This window comes from Brevundimonas aveniformis DSM 17977 (genome assembly GCF_000428765.1).
GTDB lineage: Bacteria > Pseudomonadota > Alphaproteobacteria > Caulobacterales > Caulobacteraceae > Brevundimonas > Brevundimonas aveniformis.
Window position 1 is genome coordinate 27,759 of record NZ_AUAO01000006.1, and the last position, 19,224, is coordinate 46,982.

The 19,224-nt window shown below is 65.2% G+C and carries 20 protein-coding genes; 5 read left to right on the forward strand and 15 right to left on the reverse strand.

Annotated elements, in window-relative coordinates:
• Positions 1-29: 29 nt before the first annotated feature.
• From recO to hutC, 14 genes are read right to left on the reverse strand one after another with little or no spacing between them, the layout of a single operon-like run.
• Positions 30-761: a DNA repair protein RecO gene (recO, locus tag G391_RS0111390; protein ID WP_029087628.1), complete on the reverse strand. Its 732-nt coding sequence runs from the start codon at positions 759-761 to the stop codon at positions 30-32.
• Positions 762-769: 8 nt separating this feature from the next.
• Positions 770-1,099 (reverse strand): hypothetical protein, encoded by a 330-nt coding sequence (locus G391_RS0111395; RefSeq protein WP_029087629.1) that lies wholly within the window; start codon positions 1,097-1,099, stop codon positions 770-772.
• Positions 1,096-2,061 (reverse strand): nuclear transport factor 2 family protein, encoded by a 966-nt coding sequence (locus tag G391_RS15300; protein WP_051257342.1) that lies wholly within the window; start codon positions 2,059-2,061, stop codon positions 1,096-1,098. The genes G391_RS0111395 and G391_RS15300 overlap by 4 nt, the downstream gene beginning before the upstream one ends.
• A gap of 33 nt (positions 2,062-2,094) precedes the next feature.
• On the reverse strand, positions 2,095-3,036 hold the full coding sequence (gene era / locus G391_RS0111405) for a GTPase Era (protein ID WP_029087630.1): 942 nt from the start codon (positions 3,034-3,036) through the stop codon (positions 2,095-2,097).
• Complete coding sequence (rnc, locus tag G391_RS0111410; protein WP_029087631.1) at positions 3,033-3,731, reverse strand: ribonuclease III; 699 nt, start codon at positions 3,729-3,731, stop codon at positions 3,033-3,035. Before rnc ends, era begins: the two co-directional genes overlap by 4 nt.
• Positions 3,728-5,257: a signal peptidase I gene (gene lepB, locus G391_RS15955; protein WP_342663508.1), complete on the reverse strand. Its 1,530-nt coding sequence runs from the start codon at positions 5,255-5,257 to the stop codon at positions 3,728-3,730. The genes rnc and lepB overlap by 4 nt, the downstream gene beginning before the upstream one ends.
• A gap of 44 nt (positions 5,258-5,301) precedes the next feature.
• Entirely contained in the window at positions 5,302-5,703 is a 402-nt protein-coding gene (gene acpS, locus G391_RS0111420; RefSeq protein ID WP_029087632.1) for a holo-ACP synthase, read from the reverse strand.
• Positions 5,700-6,461: a pyridoxine 5'-phosphate synthase gene (locus G391_RS0111425; protein WP_029087633.1), complete on the reverse strand. Its 762-nt coding sequence runs from the start codon at positions 6,459-6,461 to the stop codon at positions 5,700-5,702. The genes acpS and G391_RS0111425 overlap by 4 nt, the downstream gene beginning before the upstream one ends.
• A gap of 2 nt (positions 6,462-6,463) precedes the next feature.
• On the reverse strand, positions 6,464-7,048 hold the full coding sequence (pyrE, locus tag G391_RS0111430) for an orotate phosphoribosyltransferase (protein WP_029087634.1): 585 nt from the start codon (positions 7,046-7,048) through the stop codon (positions 6,464-6,466).
• Positions 7,049-7,498: a DUF6265 family protein gene (locus G391_RS0111435; RefSeq protein WP_051257343.1), complete on the reverse strand. Its 450-nt coding sequence runs from the start codon at positions 7,496-7,498 to the stop codon at positions 7,049-7,051. It lies immediately after the preceding gene.
• A 27-nt stretch (positions 7,499-7,525) separates the two neighbouring features.
• Entirely contained in the window at positions 7,526-8,335 is an 810-nt protein-coding gene (locus tag G391_RS0111440) for an AraC family transcriptional regulator (RefSeq protein WP_029087636.1), read from the reverse strand.
• Positions 8,332-9,552 carry an imidazolonepropionase gene (gene hutI, locus G391_RS0111445; protein ID WP_029087637.1) on the reverse strand — a complete coding sequence of 407 codons (1,221 nt, stop codon included), beginning with the start codon at positions 9,550-9,552 and terminating at the stop codon, positions 8,332-8,334. Before hutI ends, G391_RS0111440 begins: the two co-directional genes overlap by 4 nt.
• On the reverse strand, positions 9,549-10,439 hold the full coding sequence (locus G391_RS0111450) for an agmatinase family protein (protein ID WP_029087638.1): 891 nt from the start codon (positions 10,437-10,439) through the stop codon (positions 9,549-9,551). The genes hutI and G391_RS0111450 overlap by 4 nt, the downstream gene beginning before the upstream one ends.
• A gap of 2 nt (positions 10,440-10,441) precedes the next feature.
• A complete protein-coding gene (gene hutC / locus G391_RS0111455) occupies positions 10,442-11,167 on the reverse strand; it encodes a histidine utilization transcriptional repressor HutC (RefSeq protein ID WP_051257344.1) in 726 nt (241 codons plus the stop codon).
• 70 nt (positions 11,168-11,237) lie between these two features.
• Between hutC and hutU the strand changes: the two genes are divergently transcribed.
• Both hutU and hutH read left to right on the forward strand, forming a co-directional pair.
• Positions 11,238-12,917, forward strand: a complete 1,680-nt coding sequence (hutU, locus tag G391_RS0111460; RefSeq protein ID WP_029087640.1) for a urocanate hydratase — start codon at positions 11,238-11,240, stop codon at positions 12,915-12,917.
• 2 nt (positions 12,918-12,919) lie between these two features.
• On the forward strand, positions 12,920-14,446 hold the full coding sequence (hutH, locus tag G391_RS0111465) for a histidine ammonia-lyase (protein WP_029087641.1): 1,527 nt from the start codon (positions 12,920-12,922) through the stop codon (positions 14,444-14,446).
• 1 nt (position 14,447) lies between these two features.
• Here hutH and G391_RS0111470 read toward each other — a convergent pair whose 3' ends face one another.
• Positions 14,448-17,060 (reverse strand): PPC domain-containing protein, encoded by a 2,613-nt coding sequence (locus G391_RS0111470; RefSeq protein WP_029087642.1) that lies wholly within the window; start codon positions 17,058-17,060, stop codon positions 14,448-14,450.
• Between the two features lie 99 nt (positions 17,061-17,159).
• Between G391_RS0111470 and folD the strand changes: the two genes are divergently transcribed.
• The 3 genes from folD to G391_RS0111485 are packed head-to-tail and all read left to right on the forward strand — an operon-like array spanning position 17,160 to position 19,215.
• Positions 17,160-18,065 carry a bifunctional methylenetetrahydrofolate dehydrogenase/methenyltetrahydrofolate cyclohydrolase FolD gene (gene folD, locus G391_RS0111475; RefSeq protein WP_029087643.1) on the forward strand — a complete coding sequence of 302 codons (906 nt, stop codon included), beginning with the start codon at positions 17,160-17,162 and terminating at the stop codon, positions 18,063-18,065.
• Positions 18,065-18,661: a TPM domain-containing protein gene (locus G391_RS0111480; protein WP_029087644.1), complete on the forward strand. Its 597-nt coding sequence runs from the start codon at positions 18,065-18,067 to the stop codon at positions 18,659-18,661. Before folD ends, G391_RS0111480 begins: the two co-directional genes overlap by 1 nt.
• Positions 18,658-19,215: a hypothetical protein gene (locus G391_RS0111485; RefSeq protein ID WP_029087645.1), complete on the forward strand. Its 558-nt coding sequence runs from the start codon at positions 18,658-18,660 to the stop codon at positions 19,213-19,215. Before G391_RS0111480 ends, G391_RS0111485 begins: the two co-directional genes overlap by 4 nt.
• Positions 19,216-19,224 lie beyond the last annotated feature (9 nt).

Here is a 19,224-nt window from a genome sequence, read left to right on the forward strand (position 1 = left end):
ATTCTCGCCGGCCACGCATGGCCTGCGCCTCAAAGAAGCCCTGCTGTCTCCAGCTTTTCCACAAGCCGCTCCCGCGCTTCAGGCAAGGGCTTGTCCATCGGATGGAAAACATGCCGCTCCAGGAAGAAGCCGGTCAGGGCGAACCCCTTGCCGATGTCCCCCGGCTCCAGCGGATTGCGGCTCGACACCAGGAAGGCCGGCAAGGCCAGCAGCCGGTCGGCATAGGGCAATCCAGCCTCCAGACACACGGCATGGCCGGTCCGCGGACTGACCCAGACCAGGTTTGTCGTCGCCCCCGTGGCCGCACAGACCTTCAGGTCGAGGCCAAAGCCGAGGGCACCCAGCAGGCCCAGCTCGTAACGCACGAAAACCGCCGGCCAGACCTCACGATGGACTAAGGCCTCGGCCAGCGCCTCCAACGCCAGAAACGCCCCCGGATGCGGCTCTCGCTCATGCAGTGCCCCTTGCGCCACCGCCGCCGCCGCCGTCAGCCCCTGTAAGGCCAGCGGGTCGTCGAACAGGGCCGACGCCCCCTCGCCCACCGGCTCCAGCCTGACCGATCCAAGGTGTTCCGTCGTGCGGGCTCGATAGTCCGCCAGCACCCGTGAGCCCGGCTGGAGGTGCGGCTTCATCTTGCGCGACGCGCCGCCGGCCACATAGGCCAGGATGCGCCCATGATCGCGGGTCAGCAGGTCGACCAGCGCGCCTGTCTCGCCGTGCGACCGTGCGCCCAGAACGAAGGCGTCATCTTGAAATTCCATGGCCCGTCCTACTGCGCGAAGGCACAGCCCGTCGAGGAGGCCACATAGCCATAGGTCGTCGGCTGCATGTTCGGTTCCACATAGTCTCCCGAACAGCTGACGGACGCACCATCCGTCAGACGTACTACGATCTGCCCACCGCCCTCACAGGTCACCGGCACCCGCGCGCGCCAGACTCCGTCCCGGCGTTCCATCTCGTGAGACTGACCACACAGCGTCAGGCTGGCCGAAACCATGTCGGCGCTATGAGACAGAACGCGATATTCGACCTCCGGCGGTCCTCCCAGTTCACAGGCTGCCAGAGACACAGCCACAACCGCCAGCCACCCCAGCCTCATGGCTCGACCGGATCGTTGGCAGGCTGCCAGGCCCGGATTCGTCCCGTCATGTCGCGTGCCAGCGCATTGGGGATCGGGAAGGTCAGCGCATAATAGGCGATCTTCCAGGTTCCATCGTCACCGCGCACGACCACGCCCGTCCCACGACTGGTCCCGTAGCTGGCGCTGTCCAAAATCTCATCAAACCAGGCGACACAGCCGCACTCGGTCGGCGCGATGGTGATGTGCCGCTCTCGGGGCACATAGGTCCAGCCCCGCCCCTGGCTGAAGTAGGGTTCGGCATAGGCCCGAAACTCAGCGACCGTCCATAGCTCCGACACATCGGTTCCACGATAGGCGGCGTCGGGCGTGAACAGCGAAAAATAGCCCGGGCCGTCCGCCTCGGACGCGGCCTGATGCAGGGCGTCGAGCAGGTCGTCGATCGGGAGCGTCTCCACGGTCAGCAACTCCGGCAACCGCGGCGGTTGAGGATTGGCTTCCTCCCAGGCCTTGATCTCCCCGGTCATCTCGCGGGCCAGGTCGTTCGGGATCGGATAGGTCAGGGCGTTGCGCCAGATGCGCCAGTCCCCGTTGTCGGCCCGTCGCATGATCAGATTGCTGACCGCCGTTCCATAGGTGCGGGAATCCAGAACCTCGTCCACCCAGGCCAGACATTCGCACGGATCAGGGGCCAGCCAGACCCGCCGCTCGCGGGCCGAATAGGTCCAGCCCTCGCCCCGCTCGAAATACGGAGACACAAAGGCCTCAAACTCGGGATAGGTCCAGCGTTCCGCCACATCGTTGCCGATCCACACGACCTCCGGGTCCAGGCGTCCTAGATAGGTCGTCGCGTCCACCCGCGTCGCGGCGGCGTGCAGCGTATCGAGCGATCCCGCGATCTGTGCTTCCGCCGTGTCGGGAGCCGGCTGACCGCTGGTGGCCAGAACGAGAACGGCCGCGCCCGATGCCCATGCCCCTATCATTGACGCCTCCTCAGGTTTCGCCCCGGACGGGCGCTAAACGTCGAAATCCAGACCGACCTGGCCGTAGAGATCACGCCGCTCGGCCCATCGCTCATCCGTCTTGACGGTCAGGAACAGATGCACCTTGCGGTCCATCATCTCGCCAAGTTCCTCCCGTGCGGCCTGCCCGATCCACTTCAGGGTCTGCCCCCCCTTGCCCAGCACGATCGAACGCTGGCTGTCGCGCTCGACATAGATGTTCTGTTCGATGCGAACCGAGCCGTCTGGCCGATCTTCGAAGGCCGTCGTTTCGACGGCGGCGGCATAGGGAAGTTCGTCATGGACCCGAAGATAGATCTTCTCACGCGTGATCTCGGCCGCCAGCAGTCGCATCGACAGGTCTGCTGTCTGATCCTCAGGGTAAAGCCACGGCCCTTCCGGCATCAACGAGGCCAGTCGGGCCTTCAGATCCCCGACACCCGACCCCTGGCTCGCTGAAATCATGAAAACTTCGCTGTAGGCCCCGGTATCAAAATAGCTTTGCGTGACCGCAAGAAGACTATCCCGCTTGATGCCATCGATCTTGTTGAGCGCCAGGATGGCCGGATGGCCGGAGGCTTTCAGTCCCTCGGTAATGGCTTGGGCATCTTCGATCTGGCGATGGTCTGCGGCCTTGGCGCGGTTTTCCCGCACCGCCAATTCCGACTGAACGTCCACCAGATGGACCACCGCGTCGGCTCCTTCGGCCCCGCCCCACGCCGAGGCGACCATGGCACGGTCCAACCGTCGACGCGGCTTGAAGATGCCGGGTGTGTCGACGAGCACGACCTGGGAATTGCCCTCGACAAACACCCCGCGGACCGGGAAGCGCGTCGTCTGGACCTTGCGGGTCACAATCGAAATCTTCGACCCGACCAACCGGTTGGTCAATGTTGATTTCCCGGCGTTCGGCGCGCCTATCAGGGCGACAAAGCCGGCCCGGGTCACTTCGCTCATCTCGGTCCTTCGCGCTTGAGCAGCATTTCAATGGCGGCGGCCTTTTCCGCCGCCTGTCGGGATCGGCCTCGACCCTGCTCCGGTTCAAGCCCGTTGACCGTAACCTGGACAGCGAACTCCGGGGCGTGGTCCGGCCCGGTCCGCCGAATGACCTCATAGATCGGCAAAGGCAACCCCCGGCCCTGTGCCCACTGTTGGAGCTCAGTCTTGGGATCCAGCGCGCGCGCCTCACCGATGGCGGCAAACTCCTCGGACCAGGCCTCCATGAAGAAGGCACGGGCCGTGTCGAGATCCCCGTCGATATAGATCGCCGCTATCAAAGCCTCGACGGCATCCCCCAGGATCGTCGATTTGTCGCGCCCCCCCGACTTGCTTTCCCCAGCCGACAGCCGAAGCGCCGGGCCCAGGTCGATCCGTCGCGCCACCCGGGCACAGGCCTGGCCATTGACCAGTTGGGCCAGGCGCGGCGACAGTGCCCCTTCACGTTCGTTCGGGTAGAGCGCGAGCAACCGCTCAGCGGTCAGGAGCCCGAGGACCCGATCACCTAGAAACTCCAGTCGTTCATAGTGTCGCGTCGGGCGCGCCCCCTCCGTCACGCTCGGATGGGTGAGCGCCCGCTCCAGAAGGTCGCGGTCCTGAAAGGTGTGGCCGATCCGCGCCTCGAGGACGGCAATCGCCTTTTCGCGTGCGTTCATTCCAGGTCGGTGAAGAACCGCTCGGTACGGGCATGGCTGAACCAGCTCACCGGATTCCCAAGGGAGGCCCCCGGCGTCCATGAGAACAGGATTACCTGGGCCTTGCCGACCAGGTTTTCATGCGGAACCAGACCCACGCCACCCGCTTCCCAGACATAGCGGCTGTCCATCGAATCATCGCGGTTGTCACCCATGACGAAGTAGTGGCCATCTGGAATGGTGAAGGCGTCCGTGTCGTCGCTGGGTGAGCCAGGACCAAAATCCTGGATGCGGAAGGCATGGCCCCCCGGCAGCGTCTCGCGCAGCTGGATCGGCGTCTGGCCCTGGAAAGCCCCCCGCACCTGTGCCGCCTCAACGACGACATCAGGCACGACCTCACCGTTGATATACAGGCGATTGGCAATCATCTGGACGGTGTCGCCCGGCAGGCCGATGATCCGCTTGATATAGTCGGTGTAGCCTTGACCATCGTTGTTCGCGCGCTTGAACACGACGATGTCGCCACGCTCGGCCATGCGGCTGAGGATGCGCCCTTCAAACAACGGCGGGCTCCACGGCATCGAATGCCGCGAATAGCCATACGACCACTTCGAAACGATGATGTAGTCGCCCTCATAGAGGTTCGGCTCCATCGAGGCGGAGGGAATGGTGAACGGCTGGAAGAAGAAGATCCGCACGACCATGGCGATCAAAAGCGCGTAGACCACCGTTCGCACGATATCGAACAGCTCCGCGAAAAAGCCGCCACTTTCACGTTTGGCCTTCTCAGGCCGGCCTTGACGACCCGGACGCTCGGCTTCTCCGTCATCGAACGGCGCGTCGCCCTGATCGCTCCAGATCGGGCGAGCGGCGGCGCTTGCAGCCGCACCGGCAACGGCCCCCGCAGCGGCGGCTCCGGCTGCCAACAGTGCCGGATCTACCGCCGAACCCGCCTCAGGTTCGACCGGCTCCGAGATCGGAGCGACTTCGGGCTCTACCGCCACCGTTTCAACAACCTCGGTGGCCGCGACCTCGGCTTCGCCGACCGGCTCGGCCGCGGCGGCATCCTGAACTTCAGAGGCGACGACGGGCTCCGGCATCGGATCCACCTCGGCCACCGCGACAGCCTCTTCGGCTTCCACGACCACCGCTTCAGGGGCTTCATCCACGGCGGGCGGGGCGTTGGCCGATTCCGGCACCAGACCGTCAAACACACCCGCCGGCGCGCTGTCCGAAGCAGGAACACCCGCATCGACGGCTTCCGGCCCCGGCTCTACGACCGCGTCGTGAGCAGTTTCGGCGACAGGCTCCGCCACAGGTTCCGGTTCGGCCAGAACTTCATGTGCAGGACCAGGATCAGCCACGACCTCCTGTGCCATGACCTCCTCGGCCACGACGCCTTCCTCGGGCGCGTCCTCTACAGCTGCATGAGGTGCCGGTTCGGCCGCATGAGGCGCGGATTCAGCGGCGGGCTCGGGCGCGGGCTCGGGAGCGGGCGAATTAACCGCGTCCTCGCCATGCTCAGGCGTATTGTCTTGTTCGCTCATTACGAGAACCCCGACCCCAGAAAACGATACTGGCTAACGGTTCATTATGACAGGGGCAAGGCTTCGATGACAACGAAGGCTTGAGCATAGGGATGCTCGTCTGTCAGCGACAGGTGAATCCGGGCCTCACACCCCTCTGGAACCAGGCTATTCAGACGTGTCAGAGCCCCACCTGTCAGCGCCATCGTCGGCTGCCCTGAGGGAAGATTTACCACCCCCATATCGCGCCAATAGACCGCCCCTCGCATACCTGTCCCCAGCGCCTTGGCGCAGGCCTCTTTCGCCGCGAAACGCTTGGCGTAGCTGGCTGCGGGGTCGGGTTTGCGGTCTGAACGCCGACGCTCAAGTTCGGTGAAACACCGCTGTGTAAAACGCGCGCCGAACCGATCCAGACTGGCCTGGATTCGACGGATATCGGACAGGTCTGAACCAATGCCTATGATCATCCGGCGATCTCCGCGCGCCCGGCATCCATGGCCGCGCGCATTCTGCGAATGGCGGCGGTAAGACCGACGAAAATTCCTTCGCCGATCAGAAAATGGCCAATGTTCAACTCAACCACCTGGGGAATTCCGGCCAGAACGGGGGCCGTCTCATAATCCAGCCCATGGCCGGCGTGCACTTCCAGGCCCAGATCGCCCGCCTGGCTGGCCGCATTCCTCAGGGCATCAAGGGCCGCCCCAGCCTCACGGGCACGCCCTTCGCGCAGAAAATCGCAAAAGGCCCCGGTGTGCAGTTCGACGACCTGGGCCCCGACCGCTGCCGACGCCTCGACCTGACCGGGGTCGGCACCCACGAAAAGAGACACCCGGCTGCCGGCTTGCCGGAGCCGCCGCACAGCCGGAAGAATCAGCTCCATCTGACCGGCCACGTCCAGACCGCCCTCGGTCGTCCGCTCCTCACGCCTTTCCGGCACCAGACAAACGGCATGCGGGCGGTGCTTGAGGGCTATACCAATCATCTCATCGGTCACCGCCATCTCGAGATTGAGCGGTCGCCCTGCGGATTCCAGCAGGTCGGTAAGGCGGGCAATATCGAGGTCCGAAATATGCCGGCGATCCTCACGCAGATGGGCGGTTATCCCATCGGCACCGGCTTCCAGAGCCATCTCCGCCGCACGAAGGGGATCGGGGAACGCGCCCCCGCGTGCATTCCGAACGGTCGCCACATGGTCGATGTTGACCCCGAGACGTAGCGGACCCAGGCTCACGCCTTCAACCTCCGACTTCCCGGATCCTCAACCGGAAGCGCCGCCAGCTCCGGTGGCAGACTGTCCGCTGGGTAGGCCGGCACCTTCATGCGAGCCAGCGCCACAAGGGGCACACCGATATCGACCTCGCCGTTGGAGCGATCAACCACGCAGGCGGCGGCGATGACATTCCCACCCGCCGCTCGGATCGCCTCGATACATTCGCGCGATGACAGGCCGGTCGTCACAATATCCTCGACCATCAGAACCCGTTGCCCCGGCTCCAGCTGAAAGCCGCGACGAAGGACGAACGCGCCATCGGCACGCTCAACATAGAGGGCCGCCACGCCCAACTGGCGCGCCGTCTCATAGCCGGGAATGACGCCGCCCATCGCCGGCGACACGACGATGTCAACTTCACCGACCTCAGCGCGGACCTTGTCAGCCAGTGCCCGGCACAGCCGTTCGCACCGCTCGGGATGGGCGAAAACCAGGTTCTTCTGAAGGAACACCGGGCTGTGCAGGCCCGACGATAGAACGAAGTGACCTTCTCTCAGAGCCCCGACGGCGCGGAACTCATCCATCACCTCTTCCAGACGCATTCAACTCTCCGGGCAACGCGCATTCAGGTCGGCGGACCGGTAGGTCCATTCCATCGACCGTTCCTGCCCGTCGATGGTCCCTTCGATCCGCCCGGTCAAGACATCGCCGTCACGCGAATAGATGACCCGGTGCGGGAAATCGTTCTCGAGGTTCTCGAAGACGGCCCGCTGTCCCTCCAGGCTGATCAACGGAAAGACCGTCCTGGCACCGGTCGGCTCATAGATGAAGGACAGTCGATCCTCCACGGTCGCGAACACGGTCCGCTCGGAGCTAATCCGTTCCCCATTCAGATTGACCGTCGTACCGAACAGCACGCCGCCGCGCGCATCGGACCAGTATTCCGCCGCCTCCCGCCCATTGTCGCAGGACAGCCAGTAGCCCGCGATCCAGTTGAGATCGGACGCCGGTGTGGCGGTCAGTTGGGCGGCGGCAAGAATTGAAATCAGCATCCGTCTCTCCAGCATGAAGTCCGCCGTCTAGGCCGAAACCTCAGTCTGCGGCTTGTAGGATTGCGACACCAGCGCCCGGGCCAACCCAGCCTTCTGACGCGCCCATTCCGTCGCCGTACAGCCAAGGAATCGCCGAAAATCCCGCGCCATCTGCGGCTGATCAAAATAGCCCGCAGCCAGCGCCGCCGACACCCAGCTACCGCCCTCATCTGCCTCGATGGCGTCGAACACCTTTCGAAAGCGCAAGACGGCCCGGAGCGTCCGCGCGGGAATGCCGACACGTTTCAGAAATTTTCGCTGGCCCGTCCGGTCCAGGCTGACCGCCTGGTCGGCATACAACGCCGTCACCGCTTCCCGAATGGCAGGGTCCGGCAAGGCCGCGTCGACAAGATCACCCGCGACGGCTTCGGCCAATCGCTCGAGCGGATCATTCGCCGTCGCCAGCTCACCGAGAAGTTGGGTGGTCCATTCCGGGCGGATCTCCAACAGATCGACGTGCGTGTCGGTAAGGGTTTCCAGCGAGCGCCCCAGCCAAGCGAACGCCCCGTCCGGCTCGAACCTGACCGCAAACACCCGCGTCGGCCCCGGTGCCCGCACCCACAACGGTCGGGTCAGTTGACCGACCAGCATGGCGGCGGGTTGGATCTGCACGGCTCCGCCCGCCCGCACTTCCTCGTGCGGCGGGCCCAGATCGAAGATCAGCTCGGGGCATCCGTCCGCGCAGATCGGTTGGGGTTCTGCGTCCGCCTCGGATCGGGTGTAGGTCCATATCCGGCGGACCCAGGGTCGGATCGCTGCCGGAGGTTCGCGTTCCTCGTAGGTGAAGCCGTCGGTCATCGTCCCGCGACATACCGTCGATTCAGCAGCGGCTTGCCGAGCCAGTAGCTCAGTTCCGCAGGCCGGGTGATGTCCCACACCGCCAGGTCTGCGGCCTTGCCGACTTCCAGGGTGCCGATCTCCGTGCCCAGCCCCAGCGCCCTGGCCGCGTTGCGGGTGGCCCCGGCCAGGGCCTCCTCCGGCGTCAGGCGGAACTGCACGCAGGCCAGGTTCAAGGTGGCTGTCATCGACGCCACAGGCGAAGTGCCCGGGTTGCAATCCGTCGCCACCGCCATCGGTACCCCGGCATGACGCAAGGCCTCGACCGGCGGCAACTTCGTCTCGCGCAGCATGAGAAACGCCCCCGGCAGCAGCACCGCCACCACGCCGTGCTCGGCCATGGCGGCAACCCCGGCGTCAGACGTGTATTCGATATGGTCCGCCGAGAGGGCATTGTAGCGAGCGGCGAGCGCCGCCCCATCGCTGTCGCTCAGTTGATCGGCGTGCAGCTTGACCGGCAGGTTCAGGGTCTGAGCCTTGTCGAACAGGCGGGCGACCTCATCGGGGGTGAAGGCAATCGGCTCGCAATAGGCGTCAATCGCGTCAACCAGCCCCGCCTTCGCCGCTGCAGGCAGGATGTCGTCGATGGCCATATCCAGATATGCCGCGCGGTCGCGGCCCGGCTCTGTGCCACGATACTCCGGCGGAAGGGCATGCAGGCCCAGATAGCTGGTCGCCACCCGGACCCCGGCCTCACGGCCAATGCGGCGGGCCACGCGCAGCATCTTCAGCTCACTGTCGCGATCCAGGCCATAGCCGGACTTGATCTCCACGGTGGTCACGCCGGTGTCGGTCAACCCTTTCAGGCGGGCGACGGCCAGATCGTAAAGCTCACCTTCCGTTGCCGCTCGCGTGGCGGCGACCGACGAGACGATGCCGCCCCCGGCACGCGCGATTTCCTCATAGCTGACGCCCTGCAACCGCTGCTCAAACTCCCCGGACCGGTCACCGCCGAAGACCAGATGCGTGTGGCAATCGATCAGCCCCGGCGTTACCCAGCGGCCGTCCAGGCGGTGCGTTTCTGCCGCCTGATGTGGGGGTAAATCGGCCCGCGATCCGACCCACACGATGCGCCCGTCGGCGATCAGCATGGCCCCGTCGTCGATGGCCCCGTAGGGCTCGCCGCCCTCAACCATGGTGGCCAGGCGGCAGTCAGTGATCAGGACGTCTGCCCTCATCGTTGTGCAAATCCCGCCAGCAACTCACAGAACCAGCGTCCGGCGGTCAGGCTGCCCAGATCGCCGATCTCCAGCGATGGATCGTATTCGGTCAGATCGACGGCCCTGACCCTGGGATGGCCCCCAATCACGCGGGTGGCGTCAAAGAAATCCTGAGCTGAAATGCCGCCGGGCCGGGCCCCCGGACTGGCCGGCCACTGGCTGCGGTCGATCACATCGATGTCGAAGTCGACGTAGATGGCCTCACACAGGCCCGACAATCGCTCCAGCTCTTCGGCCACGACAAAGGCGGTACTCAGGTCGCGGCATTCGCGGACCGTGCGGACCGAAATGCCCGCCGCCATCGCCTTCTCATGGGCCTTCCTGGTGTTGGCGAACGGAGCGAGGCCGACCTGGCTGATGCGCTGACCGTCCAGACCATCCTCCAGCAGGGCCTGAATCGGATTGCCGTTCGTCAGGCCCTGATCGGTGTCGCGCAGATCGAAATGGGCGTCCAGGGTCAGCACCCCGACCCGCTCAAGCCCCAGGCCATGCACACCGGGCCGCGTAATGGCATTGTTGCCGCCGATCAGCACGACCAGACCGCTGCCGGCATGGCGGGCAACCCGCTCCCGAACCGGCTCAAAGGCGTCGGCGGGGCTCATGGCCTTGACCGGCACGTCACCTCCGTCATGGACGCGTAGGCCCAGTTCCTGTCCCGTTTCGACGTCATAGCTGGAAAAGCGCGGCAGCACCGCCCGGAACGCCTTTGGTCCCAGATCACAGCGCCCCGGCGTCAACGACCGCTCATTGACCCCTGCGCCGATCAGGGTGACCTGCGCATCGGCATGGTCGCCGACCAGATCGGCCATCGACCGCCAGCCCAGGGCCTCAGACGCTTCGGACATGCTCACCCTTTCACCGGAGAGAAACGCGCCACCAGATCATAGGCTGATCCGGGGAATGTCTGCGAGGCCCACGTCACGGCCTGACCATCGCGCCAGGTATTCCGCTCCAGTCGCAGACAGGCCGCCCCAGCAGTCAGGCCCAGAAGTTGCGCCATCTCGCGATCGGCACTGATGGCGGAGATCCTGTGCTCAGCCTCGGTCCAGGGGGTGTGAGCCAAGAGCCACCCCCCCGGCGATTGCGCGGTGAAGTCTGCGGTTTCAGCCTCGGGCGCGGTCGCCAGCGAGATCAGGCGACCTTCCAGCGCAAACGGCACCTCATCGGCCAGATGCAGGGTTTGCAGGGCCAGGACGGTGCCCGTCAGGCCATGATCTTCGGCTCCGGCCTGTCGCACGGCCCGCGTCAGCAAACAGTGGGCATAGGCCCTGCCCCGCCCTTCAATCTCGGCCTGAATGTCCGGGATGGCCACCAGAGCTGACGAATGGACCGGCGGATGGGCCACCACCGTCCCGGCCCGCTTGCGCCGCACGACCAACCCGCGCGCCGCCAGATCCGACACGGCGCGGGAAACCGTCATGCGGGCGCAGTTGTACCCCGCCATCAGCTCGGCCTCGGTCGGCAAACGATGGCCCGGCCGCCAGTCGCCCGAGGCAATGCGCTGTTCCAGTTCGCGCGCAATGCGGCGATGCAGAGGCTCAGCCTGGGGCTCAAACTGTTGATCACCGCGCATGCGATGAAAATGCAGCTTGTCAGCAATAATGTCTAGACATAACAATCGCCCTGCTTGCAAGGAGACGCGCATGACCAGCACCCCCGAAACGCCTAAGAACGCTCGAGTCATTCGTGCTCCGCACGGCCCCGAGAAAACCGCCAAGACCTGGCAGGCCGAGGCTGCCATGCGGATGCTCATGAACAACCTCGACCCCGATGTCGCCGAGCGTCCCGAGGATCTGGTTGTCTATGGCGGCATCGGTAAGGCCGCACGCGATTGGGCCAGCTTCGACCGCATCGTCGCTGAGTTGCAGGCACTCGAGCCCGATCAGACGCTGCTGGTTCAATCCGGCAAGCCGGTCGGCGTTTTCCGCACCCACGAGGACGCCCCGCGCGTCCTGATCGCCAACTCCAACCTTGTGCCCAAGTGGGCGACCTGGGATCACTTCAACGAGCTCGATCGCAAGGGTTTGATGATGTACGGCCAGATGACCGCTGGCTCGTGGATCTACATCGGCACCCAGGGCATCGTTCAGGGGACCTATGAAACCTTCGCCGAGGCGGGCCGTCAGCACTACGGTGGCGACTGGTCCGGCAAGTGGATCCTGACCGCCGGGCTGGGGGGCATGGGCGGAGCCCAGCCTCTGGCCGCCGCCATGGCCGGCGCTTCCAGCATCAACGTCGAGTGTCAGCGCAGCCGAATCGAATTCCGGCTACGCACGCGCTACCTCGACGTCATGGCTGAGACGATCGACGAGGCCATGGCTCTCCTTCAGGCATCATTCGACGAAGGCAAGCCGACTTCCATCGGCCTGCTCGGCAATGCCGCCGAGATTCTGCCCGAGATGGTCAGACGCGGCGTCCGCCCGGACCTGGTCACTGACCAGACGTCGGCTCACGATCCGGTCAACGGCTACCTGCCGTCGGGTTGGACTGTCTCCGAATGGGAAGACAAGCGCGTCTCCGATCCGGCCTCGGTCGAAAAGGCCGCCCGCGCCTCCATGGCTACCCACGTTCGCGCCATGCTCGCCTTCCAGAAGATGGGTATCCCCGTCACTGACTACGGCAACAACATCCGCCAGGTAGCCTTCGACGAGGGTGTAACGAACGCCTTCGACTTCCCCGGCTTCGTTCCGGCCTATATCCGCCCGCTGTTCTGTCGCGGCATCGGCCCGTTCCGCTGGGCGGCGCTGTCCGGCGACCCGGAAGACATCCACAAGACTGACGAAGCCATGAAGCGGCTGTTCCCGGACAATGCCGGCCTGCACCGCTGGCTCAACATGGCGAAAGAGCGGATCGCCTTCCAGGGCCTGCCGGCACGCATCTGCTGGATCGGTCTGGGCGACCGCCACCGCGCCGGCCTGATGTTCAATGAGATGGTGGCCTCCGGCGAACTCAAGGCACCCATCGTCATCGGTCGTGATCACCTCGACAGCGGTTCGGTCGCCAGCCCCAACCGCGAAACCGAGGCCATGATGGACGGGTCAGATGCCGTCTCTGACTGGCCGCTGCTGAACGCTCTGCTCAATACGGCTGGCGGTGCTTCATGGGTGTCGCTCCACCACGGCGGAGGTGTCGGCATGGGCTATTCTCAGCACTCCGGCGTCGTCATCGTCGCCGACGGCACCCCCGAAGCCGCTAAGCGGCTCGAACGCGTCCTCTGGAACGACCCGGCCACCGGCGTCATGCGCCACGCCGACGCCGGCTATGAGATCGCTCGCGACTGCGCCCGCGAATACGGCCTGAACCTTCCCAGCCTGGAGGCCTGAACTTGACCCAGATCGTCATCGGCTCCTCGCCGCTCACCCTGTCCGACATCCGCGCCATTCTGGACGCGCCTGTGTCTGTTTCCCTGTCCGACCGGGCCTGGGCCTCGGTGGATGCCGGGGCCGCCACGGTCGCGGCCATCATCGAAACCGGTCAGACCGTCTATGGCGTTAACACCGGCTTTGGCCTGCTGGCCAACACCCGGATTGACCGCGCCGACCTTGAGACGCTGCAAACCAATCTGGTCCTCAGCCACGCCTGCGGCGTCGGCGAGCCGCTGCCCGACGATATTGTGCGTCTCCTGCTGGTGCTGAAGATCGCATCCCTGTCCAAGGGGGCCTCCGCCATTCGCGGCGAGACGCTTCAGGCCTTGATCTCGCTGGTCGAGCATGACGTCCTGCCGGTGATCCCGTCGAAAGGATCCGTCGGAGCCTCCGGCGATCTGGCACCGCTGGCCCACATGAGCGCCGTCCTTCTCGGCGTCGGCGAGGCCCGTCAGAATGGCGAAACCCTGTCCGCCGTCGAAGGCCTGGCCCGCGCGGGCCTGACCCCGATCACCCTCGGCCCCAAGGAAGGTCTGGCGCTGTTGAACGGCACCCAGTTCTCGACCGCGACGGCCCTCGCCGGCCTGTTGCGTGCCGAGGCTGTCTTTGCCGCCGCCCTCACCGCCGGTGGCCTTTCGGTGGACGCGCTGCGTGGCTCAGACGCGCCGTTTGACCCCCGCATCCACGACCTGCGGGGGCACAAAGGCCAGATCGAGGTCGCCCAGACCCTGCGGGCCATGCTGGCCGGATCGGACATCCGCGAAAGCCACCGGCAAGACTGCGAAAAGGTTCAGGACCCCTACTCCCTGCGCTGCCAGCCGCAGGTCATGGGTGCGATTCTCGATCAGCTGCGCATGGCGACCAAGACCCTGCTGATCGAGGCCAACGCGGTCACCGACAATCCGTTGGTCTTCTTCGAACAGGGCGAGGTCATCTCAGGCGGCAATTTCCACGCCGAGCCTGTTGCCTTCGCCGCCGACCAGATCGCCATGGCGCTGTGTGAGATCGGCAATCTGTCCGAACGGCGCACCGCGATTCTGGTGGATCCGAAAATGAGCGGCCTGCCCGCCTTCCTCGTGCGCGAATCCGGCCTCAACTCGGGCTTCATGATCGCGCAGGTAACCGCTGCCGCCCTGGTCGCGGAGAATCGTATTCTGGCCCATCCCGCCAGCGTCGACACGGTGCCGACCTCGGCCAACCAGGAGGATCACGTCTCCATGGCCGCCCATGGAGCGCGTCGCCTGCTCGACATGGCTGCCAACACGGCGATTGTGGTCGGCATCGAGCTGCTGTCGGGCGCGCAAGGGGTTGAGTTCCACCGCCCTCTGCGAAGCTCGCGCGCGCTCGAGGGCGTCGTTGCGGCGGTTCGCGAGATTGCCGCCCCCTACGAGGCTGACCGCTATTTCGCGCCCGATCTGACGGCCGCAGCCACCCTGATCCAGAGTGGCCGCTTCCTCAATTTCTCGCCCGGTTTGAGCGACGCCTGACCTATTCCGCCGGCGCGTCCTCAACCGTCAGGACATAGTCGCCGACCTCGCCGGCTCCATAGCTGCGGACGCGCACCACATAGGTCCCGTCCGTTTCGGGCGTGAAGGTGATCAAGGAATTGAGGTCCGACAGGCCGTCATCATCCTCTTGCAGAACATTGAAAACCCGCTCCTCCATCTGTCCAAGCTGGAGATAGGAATCGATGGCGTTTGAGGTCGCGGTAATCCGAACGGCCCGACCCGCCTCGGCCGAGAACCTGTAGGCGTCGTAATAGATGCCATCCACGGCCATCGGATCACTCTCACTCAGAGCCCCACGGATCGTGGATCCGATGAGCAGGCTCCCCGGCTCGGGTTCAGGGCCCATGTCCGTCAGGAGCAGCGAATAGGCACCCGTCTCGCCCACAGCGTAGCTACTGGCCCAGATTTCGTAGCGTGCATTACTGGGCAGGGTCAGCATCACCGAGGAATCGGTTCCCGCTCCGCTGTCGTCGTTCTCGGCAATGGCCGTCAAACCGCCAGGACCGTGGACCCCCACCAGCAGGAAGGTATCGAACGCGGTCGAGTTCATATCGACGCGGATTCGCTGGCCCGCCTGCCCCTCGAAACGATAGCCGTCATAGGTCATGCCCTCATAGGCCACCCCGTCGCCATCCTGGAGCGAACCTTCAATCATCTCGCCCGGCGCGATGGGGCGTGGCTCAGGGCTTGGGCCAAGCTCACGTCCCGTAACGGTGTAGGCGCCCGAAGTCGCCGGATCGAGGGGCATGACCCACAGCTCATAGTCGCCGGTCTGATCGGCCGTTATCACCATGCGGGAATTGGTAGTTCCATCGCCCATGCCGTCGTCATCATAGGTGACAATCTCAAAGCCGTCGGGGCCTTCCCGGGTGGCGATGAGCAGGGTGTCAAAGGCATCAGATTGCGCAATGAACTGCGCCCGCTCACCCTCATTCAGTCGGAAGCGATAGCTGTCGTACCGTGTCTCCGACTCTGACAAGGCGTCATTGTCGTCAATCTGGCCGCTAACCGTGCGCCCCCAGGCCAAAGAAGCGGGGCTGGCGACAGCCCCCAGATCGCGGATCGCCAGGGTGTAGTCGCCGACCTCGCCCATGCCGAATGATGTGACTCGCACACGATAGTCACCGCCGTCGGCCCGCAGCAGGCCACGCGAATCCAGATCACCTCCACTGTCGTCGTCCGACATGACCTCGGCAAAGGTCCCGTCAGGCTGGCGACGATAGACCTCAAGATAAGTGTCAAAGGCGTCAGAGCGAACCGTGAGCGACAGCCGCTGGCCAGCCTGCGTGTGGACGTCATACTCGTCGAAGTACTTTTCATCGACATCGACGCCGTCGCCTTCCTGTAGCCAGCCAGTCAGGCTGTCACCGACGCGAATGGAACCGGGCGGCGGCGGCGGCGGCAACGGGCCTCGATCACGGACCGTGACCGTATAGTCACCTCGCATGGCTGCCTCTACGCCGATCACCCGAACGATGTAATCGCCCGACGACGACGGCGAGAACAGTATCCGTGAACTCGTTCGGTCGCCGGCGTAGTTGTCTCCGTAGGCGAGGGCCTCCCAACCGCCTATCCCGACAGCCTGGCCGATGCCGAGCGTCGTCGGGAACGACGTTGAATCCGAGGCGATCTCCAGCCGCTGACCGGCCTCGGCGTGAAGAACGAAGGCATCGTAGGGCCCACCCGTATCACCGACGGGATCGGCTGTTTCGAGCAGGCCTGAAAGCGTCTCACCGACGGCGATGGGTGTCGGGGTCGGCAGAGGCGGCAGTTGGGTCAGGGTCAGGCTATAGGCCCCGGCCTCCTCAGGTCCGTAGCTGGAAGCCCACAGGGCGTATTCGCCATCTTCAGGCGCAAAAAAGATCAGCCGGGAATTCGTGCCTTCGCCCAAGCCGTCATCGTCAAAGGCCAGTTGCTCGACGACCCCCCAGCGGGATTCCGACATCAGCATCAGGGTGGTGTCAAAATCGTCGGATCGTAGCGCAGCCTCGAGCCTGTCCCCGGCGCGGGCCTGGAACCGATAGGCGTCGTAGCGAAACTCCTCCGCCCATTCGACCGGCGTGTCATCCGGCGAAAGCGTGCCACGAGCCTGCCCTCCATAGGCGATGGACCCTGCGGGCTGCCCCGTCATCACATCCGTTCGCGCCGCAGTGGTCAGGGTGTAGTCGCCCTCCCCGATCGCGGCGAAGCCACGGGCTCTGATCTCGTAGCGGCCCGTCTCTGCTGCGGTGAACCGCAGACGCGAATTAAGCCCCTCGCCTAACCCATCATCGTCCAGGGCGATCTGCTCAAAACCATCAGGCCGAACAATGCCGGCGATCAGGTAGGTATCAAACGCGTCTGACCTCAAGGTGAGTTCGACCCGCGTGCCGGCCTCAAGGTCCATGACGTAGCGATCCATCAGGCCGTCGGCACCGGTCCGGGAGTCGCCATCGGCCAGCGTACCGCTGAGCGTGTCACCCAGGGCGATCATGGCCGGCTCGACCCACACATCCGCGGCATCTACCGGATCAGGTTGCTGGGCCGCCTGACTTGCCGTCGCGGCGAGAACAACCGCCAGCGCCGTGGTGATGGCGAGACTGTACCTAGTCATATTGACCTCCCTGATCCGCCTCAATGATAGACGCGCGGACGGCACGAATGTAAATCAGTCGTGCATCCACGATTCCTGATTTTCTGGAGGTTTAGACCGATGGGACCCGCGCGCCTGATCGACGGCAAGGCCTTTTCAGCGAGCGTCGTGGAGCGGGTCGGCGTGGCGGCGGCCAACCTCAGAGCCAGCCGGGACGTCACGCCCGGGCTGGCGGTCGTCATTGTCGGTGAGGATCCGGCCAGTCGGCTCTATGTCCGCAACAAGGGACTCCGCGCCCAGGAGGCGGGCTTTGCCTCCTTCATCCACGCCCTCCCCGCCGAGACCGACCAGGCCACCCTCGACGCCCTCATTCAGAGCCTGAATGCCGACCCCGCGGTCCACGGGATTCTCGTTCAGCTGCCGCTGCCGGCGCACCTGAACACGATGGCGGTCCTGGCTGCCATCAATCCCGACAAGGATGTAGACGGATTTCACATCGTCAACGCAGGACGTCTGGCTGTCGGCCTGCCCGGCCTGGTCCCCTGCACGCCGTTGGGCTGTCTGATGCTGCTCAAGGCCGAGCTCGGATCGCTGTCGGGTGCCGAAGCCGTGATCGTCGGGCGGTCCAACATCGTCGGGAAGCCCATGGCACAGCTCCTTCTCGGCGCAGACTGTACCGTGACGGTCGCCCATTCTCGCACGCGAGATCTTCCCGAGGTGTGTCGCCGGGCGGACATTCTGGTCGCTGCGGTCGGGCGTCCCGAGATGATCCGCGGGGCATGGATCCGTCCCGGCGCGACCGTCATTGATGTCGGCATCAACCGGGTCCCGCATCCCGACCCGGCCCTAGCGGCGGAGGGCAAGACACGCGTGGTCGGTGACGTCGCCTTTGACGAGGCCGTCCAGGTGGCGGGTGCCATTACGCCGGTGCCCGGCGGCGTCGGCCCCATGACCATCGCCTGTCTGTTGGCCAACACCTATACGGCCGCCTGTCGTCAGTCCGGCATCCAGCCTGAGGTCATCTGATGGGCCGCCGGTTCGTTGCCGGGATGATTGCCGCGCTGGCGCTTTGCGCCGGCCCCGCCATGGCGACGCCGACGCATCCCCATGTTCTCGACAGCACCGGAACTCTGTTCGAAACGACCCGGGACCGACTGGAAGCTGAGAGCGCCGCCATACAGGCCCGCACCGGCGTCGAGGTCTTTGTCGTTCTCCAGAGCAACCTGGGAGGAAAGACCGCCCGGGAAGCGGCTCAGAGCTTGCCCCTGTGGAATCCTTCGCGCGACCAGATCGTCCTGTTGCTGGCCATGACCGAGCGCCAGGTTCGAGTCGAAACCAGCCCCGGGCTTTCAGCGGAATATCCAGATGTCGTCTGGGCCACCCTGATCGAGACGGAAATGCTCCCGGAGCTGCGGCGAGGCCGGAACGGAGCTGCCGTTCGGTCGGGAATGAACGCTATTTCCCAAACCGTGTCGCACACGGCATCCACGCGGCCATCGGTAGCTGTGCGCGGCGACCCTCGCGCCTTGCGAGACATGGGCTTTCTGCTCGTCGCCGGTCTGTTGGCGGTCTTCTCGTTCAGTGGGGCGCGCCATCTCAGGATCGCCAGGGGGCACTGGTGAGCCAGAAGCCTGCCCCATCGGCGGACTTCGCCATCCGAACCATTCAGGTCGCCAGCGCGCCGGATCGCCTCGACATCGCTCTGGGCGTCGCCGCCGCTGCGGCCCTGCTGGCACCGACCGTCTCGCTCTTTTTGGCCGCCAGCCCGGCCTGGCTTCCGGGGCTCGGCTCCGTGTGGCGAGTCGCCCATCTCAGCGGTGACACCGGCCTGGATAGCGGCCCCTTCATGGGCGCACTTGCGACTCAGGCGGTCATCCTGATCGGCGTCACGCTGCTCTGGCGTGCTGTAGCGACCTTCGCACCGCAATCCGGCTGGTTCCTCCCCGGTCTGCGTGTCGAATGCCAGGCGCGCGAACTCATGGCCGGCGCTCCGCCTTGTGTGCTCCTCTATGTGGCCGACGCCCAACGCAGCGTTCGGGTTCTGGCAACGCCCCAGGTCGCGGCCCAACTTCCCGCCGGGGCGCTTGAGGCCGCGCGCGACGCGCTTCAGGCGGGGATGCAGGCGGGTGACGCCGTGTCTGCCTTCGCCTCAGCGCGCGTGGCTCTGCGAGGGTAATCGCGATGG

Bases quoted from the DNA above. Each gene is read 5' to 3' on its own strand.
- recO (WP_029087628.1), bottom strand. From the start codon at position 761: ATGGAATTTCAAGATGACGCCTTCGTTCTGGGCGCACGGTCGCACGGC.
- G391_RS0111395 (WP_029087629.1), bottom strand. From the start codon at position 1,099: ATGAGGCTGGGGTGGCTGGCGGTTGTGGCTGTGTCTCTGGCAGCCTGT.
- G391_RS15300 (WP_051257342.1), bottom strand. From the start codon at position 2,061: ATGATAGGGGCATGGGCATCGGGCGCGGCCGTTCTCGTTCTGGCCACC.
- era (WP_029087630.1), bottom strand. From the start codon at position 3,036: ATGAGCGAAGTGACCCGGGCCGGCTTTGTCGCCCTGATAGGCGCGCCG.
- rnc (WP_029087631.1), bottom strand. From the start codon at position 3,731: ATGAACGCACGCGAAAAGGCGATTGCCGTCCTCGAGGCGCGGATCGGC.
- lepB (WP_342663508.1), bottom strand. From the start codon at position 5,257: ATGAGCGAACAAGACAATACGCCTGAGCATGGCGAGGACGCGGTTAAT.
- acpS (WP_029087632.1), bottom strand. From the start codon at position 5,703: ATGATCATAGGCATTGGTTCAGACCTGTCCGATATCCGTCGAATCCAG.
- pyrE (WP_029087634.1), bottom strand. From the start codon at position 7,048: ATGCGTCTGGAAGAGGTGATGGATGAGTTCCGCGCCGTCGGGGCTCTG.
- G391_RS0111435 (WP_051257343.1), bottom strand. From the start codon at position 7,498: ATGCTGATTTCAATTCTTGCCGCCGCCCAACTGACCGCCACACCGGCG.
- G391_RS0111440 (WP_029087636.1), bottom strand. From the start codon at position 8,335: ATGACCGACGGCTTCACCTACGAGGAACGCGAACCTCCGGCAGCGATC.
- hutI (WP_029087637.1), bottom strand. From the start codon at position 9,552: ATGAGGGCAGACGTCCTGATCACTGACTGCCGCCTGGCCACCATGGTT.
- G391_RS0111450 (WP_029087638.1), bottom strand. From the start codon at position 10,439: ATGTCCGAAGCGTCTGAGGCCCTGGGCTGGCGGTCGATGGCCGATCTG.
- hutC (WP_051257344.1), bottom strand. From the start codon at position 11,167: ATGCGCGGTGATCAACAGTTTGAGCCCCAGGCTGAGCCTCTGCATCGC.
- hutU (WP_029087640.1), top strand. From the start codon at position 11,238: ATGACCAGCACCCCCGAAACGCCTAAGAACGCTCGAGTCATTCGTGCT.
- G391_RS0111470 (WP_029087642.1), bottom strand. From the start codon at position 17,060: ATGACTAGGTACAGTCTCGCCATCACCACGGCGCTGGCGGTTGTTCTC.
- folD (WP_029087643.1), top strand. From the start codon at position 17,160: ATGGGACCCGCGCGCCTGATCGACGGCAAGGCCTTTTCAGCGAGCGTC.
- G391_RS0111480 (WP_029087644.1), top strand. From the start codon at position 18,065: ATGGGCCGCCGGTTCGTTGCCGGGATGATTGCCGCGCTGGCGCTTTGC.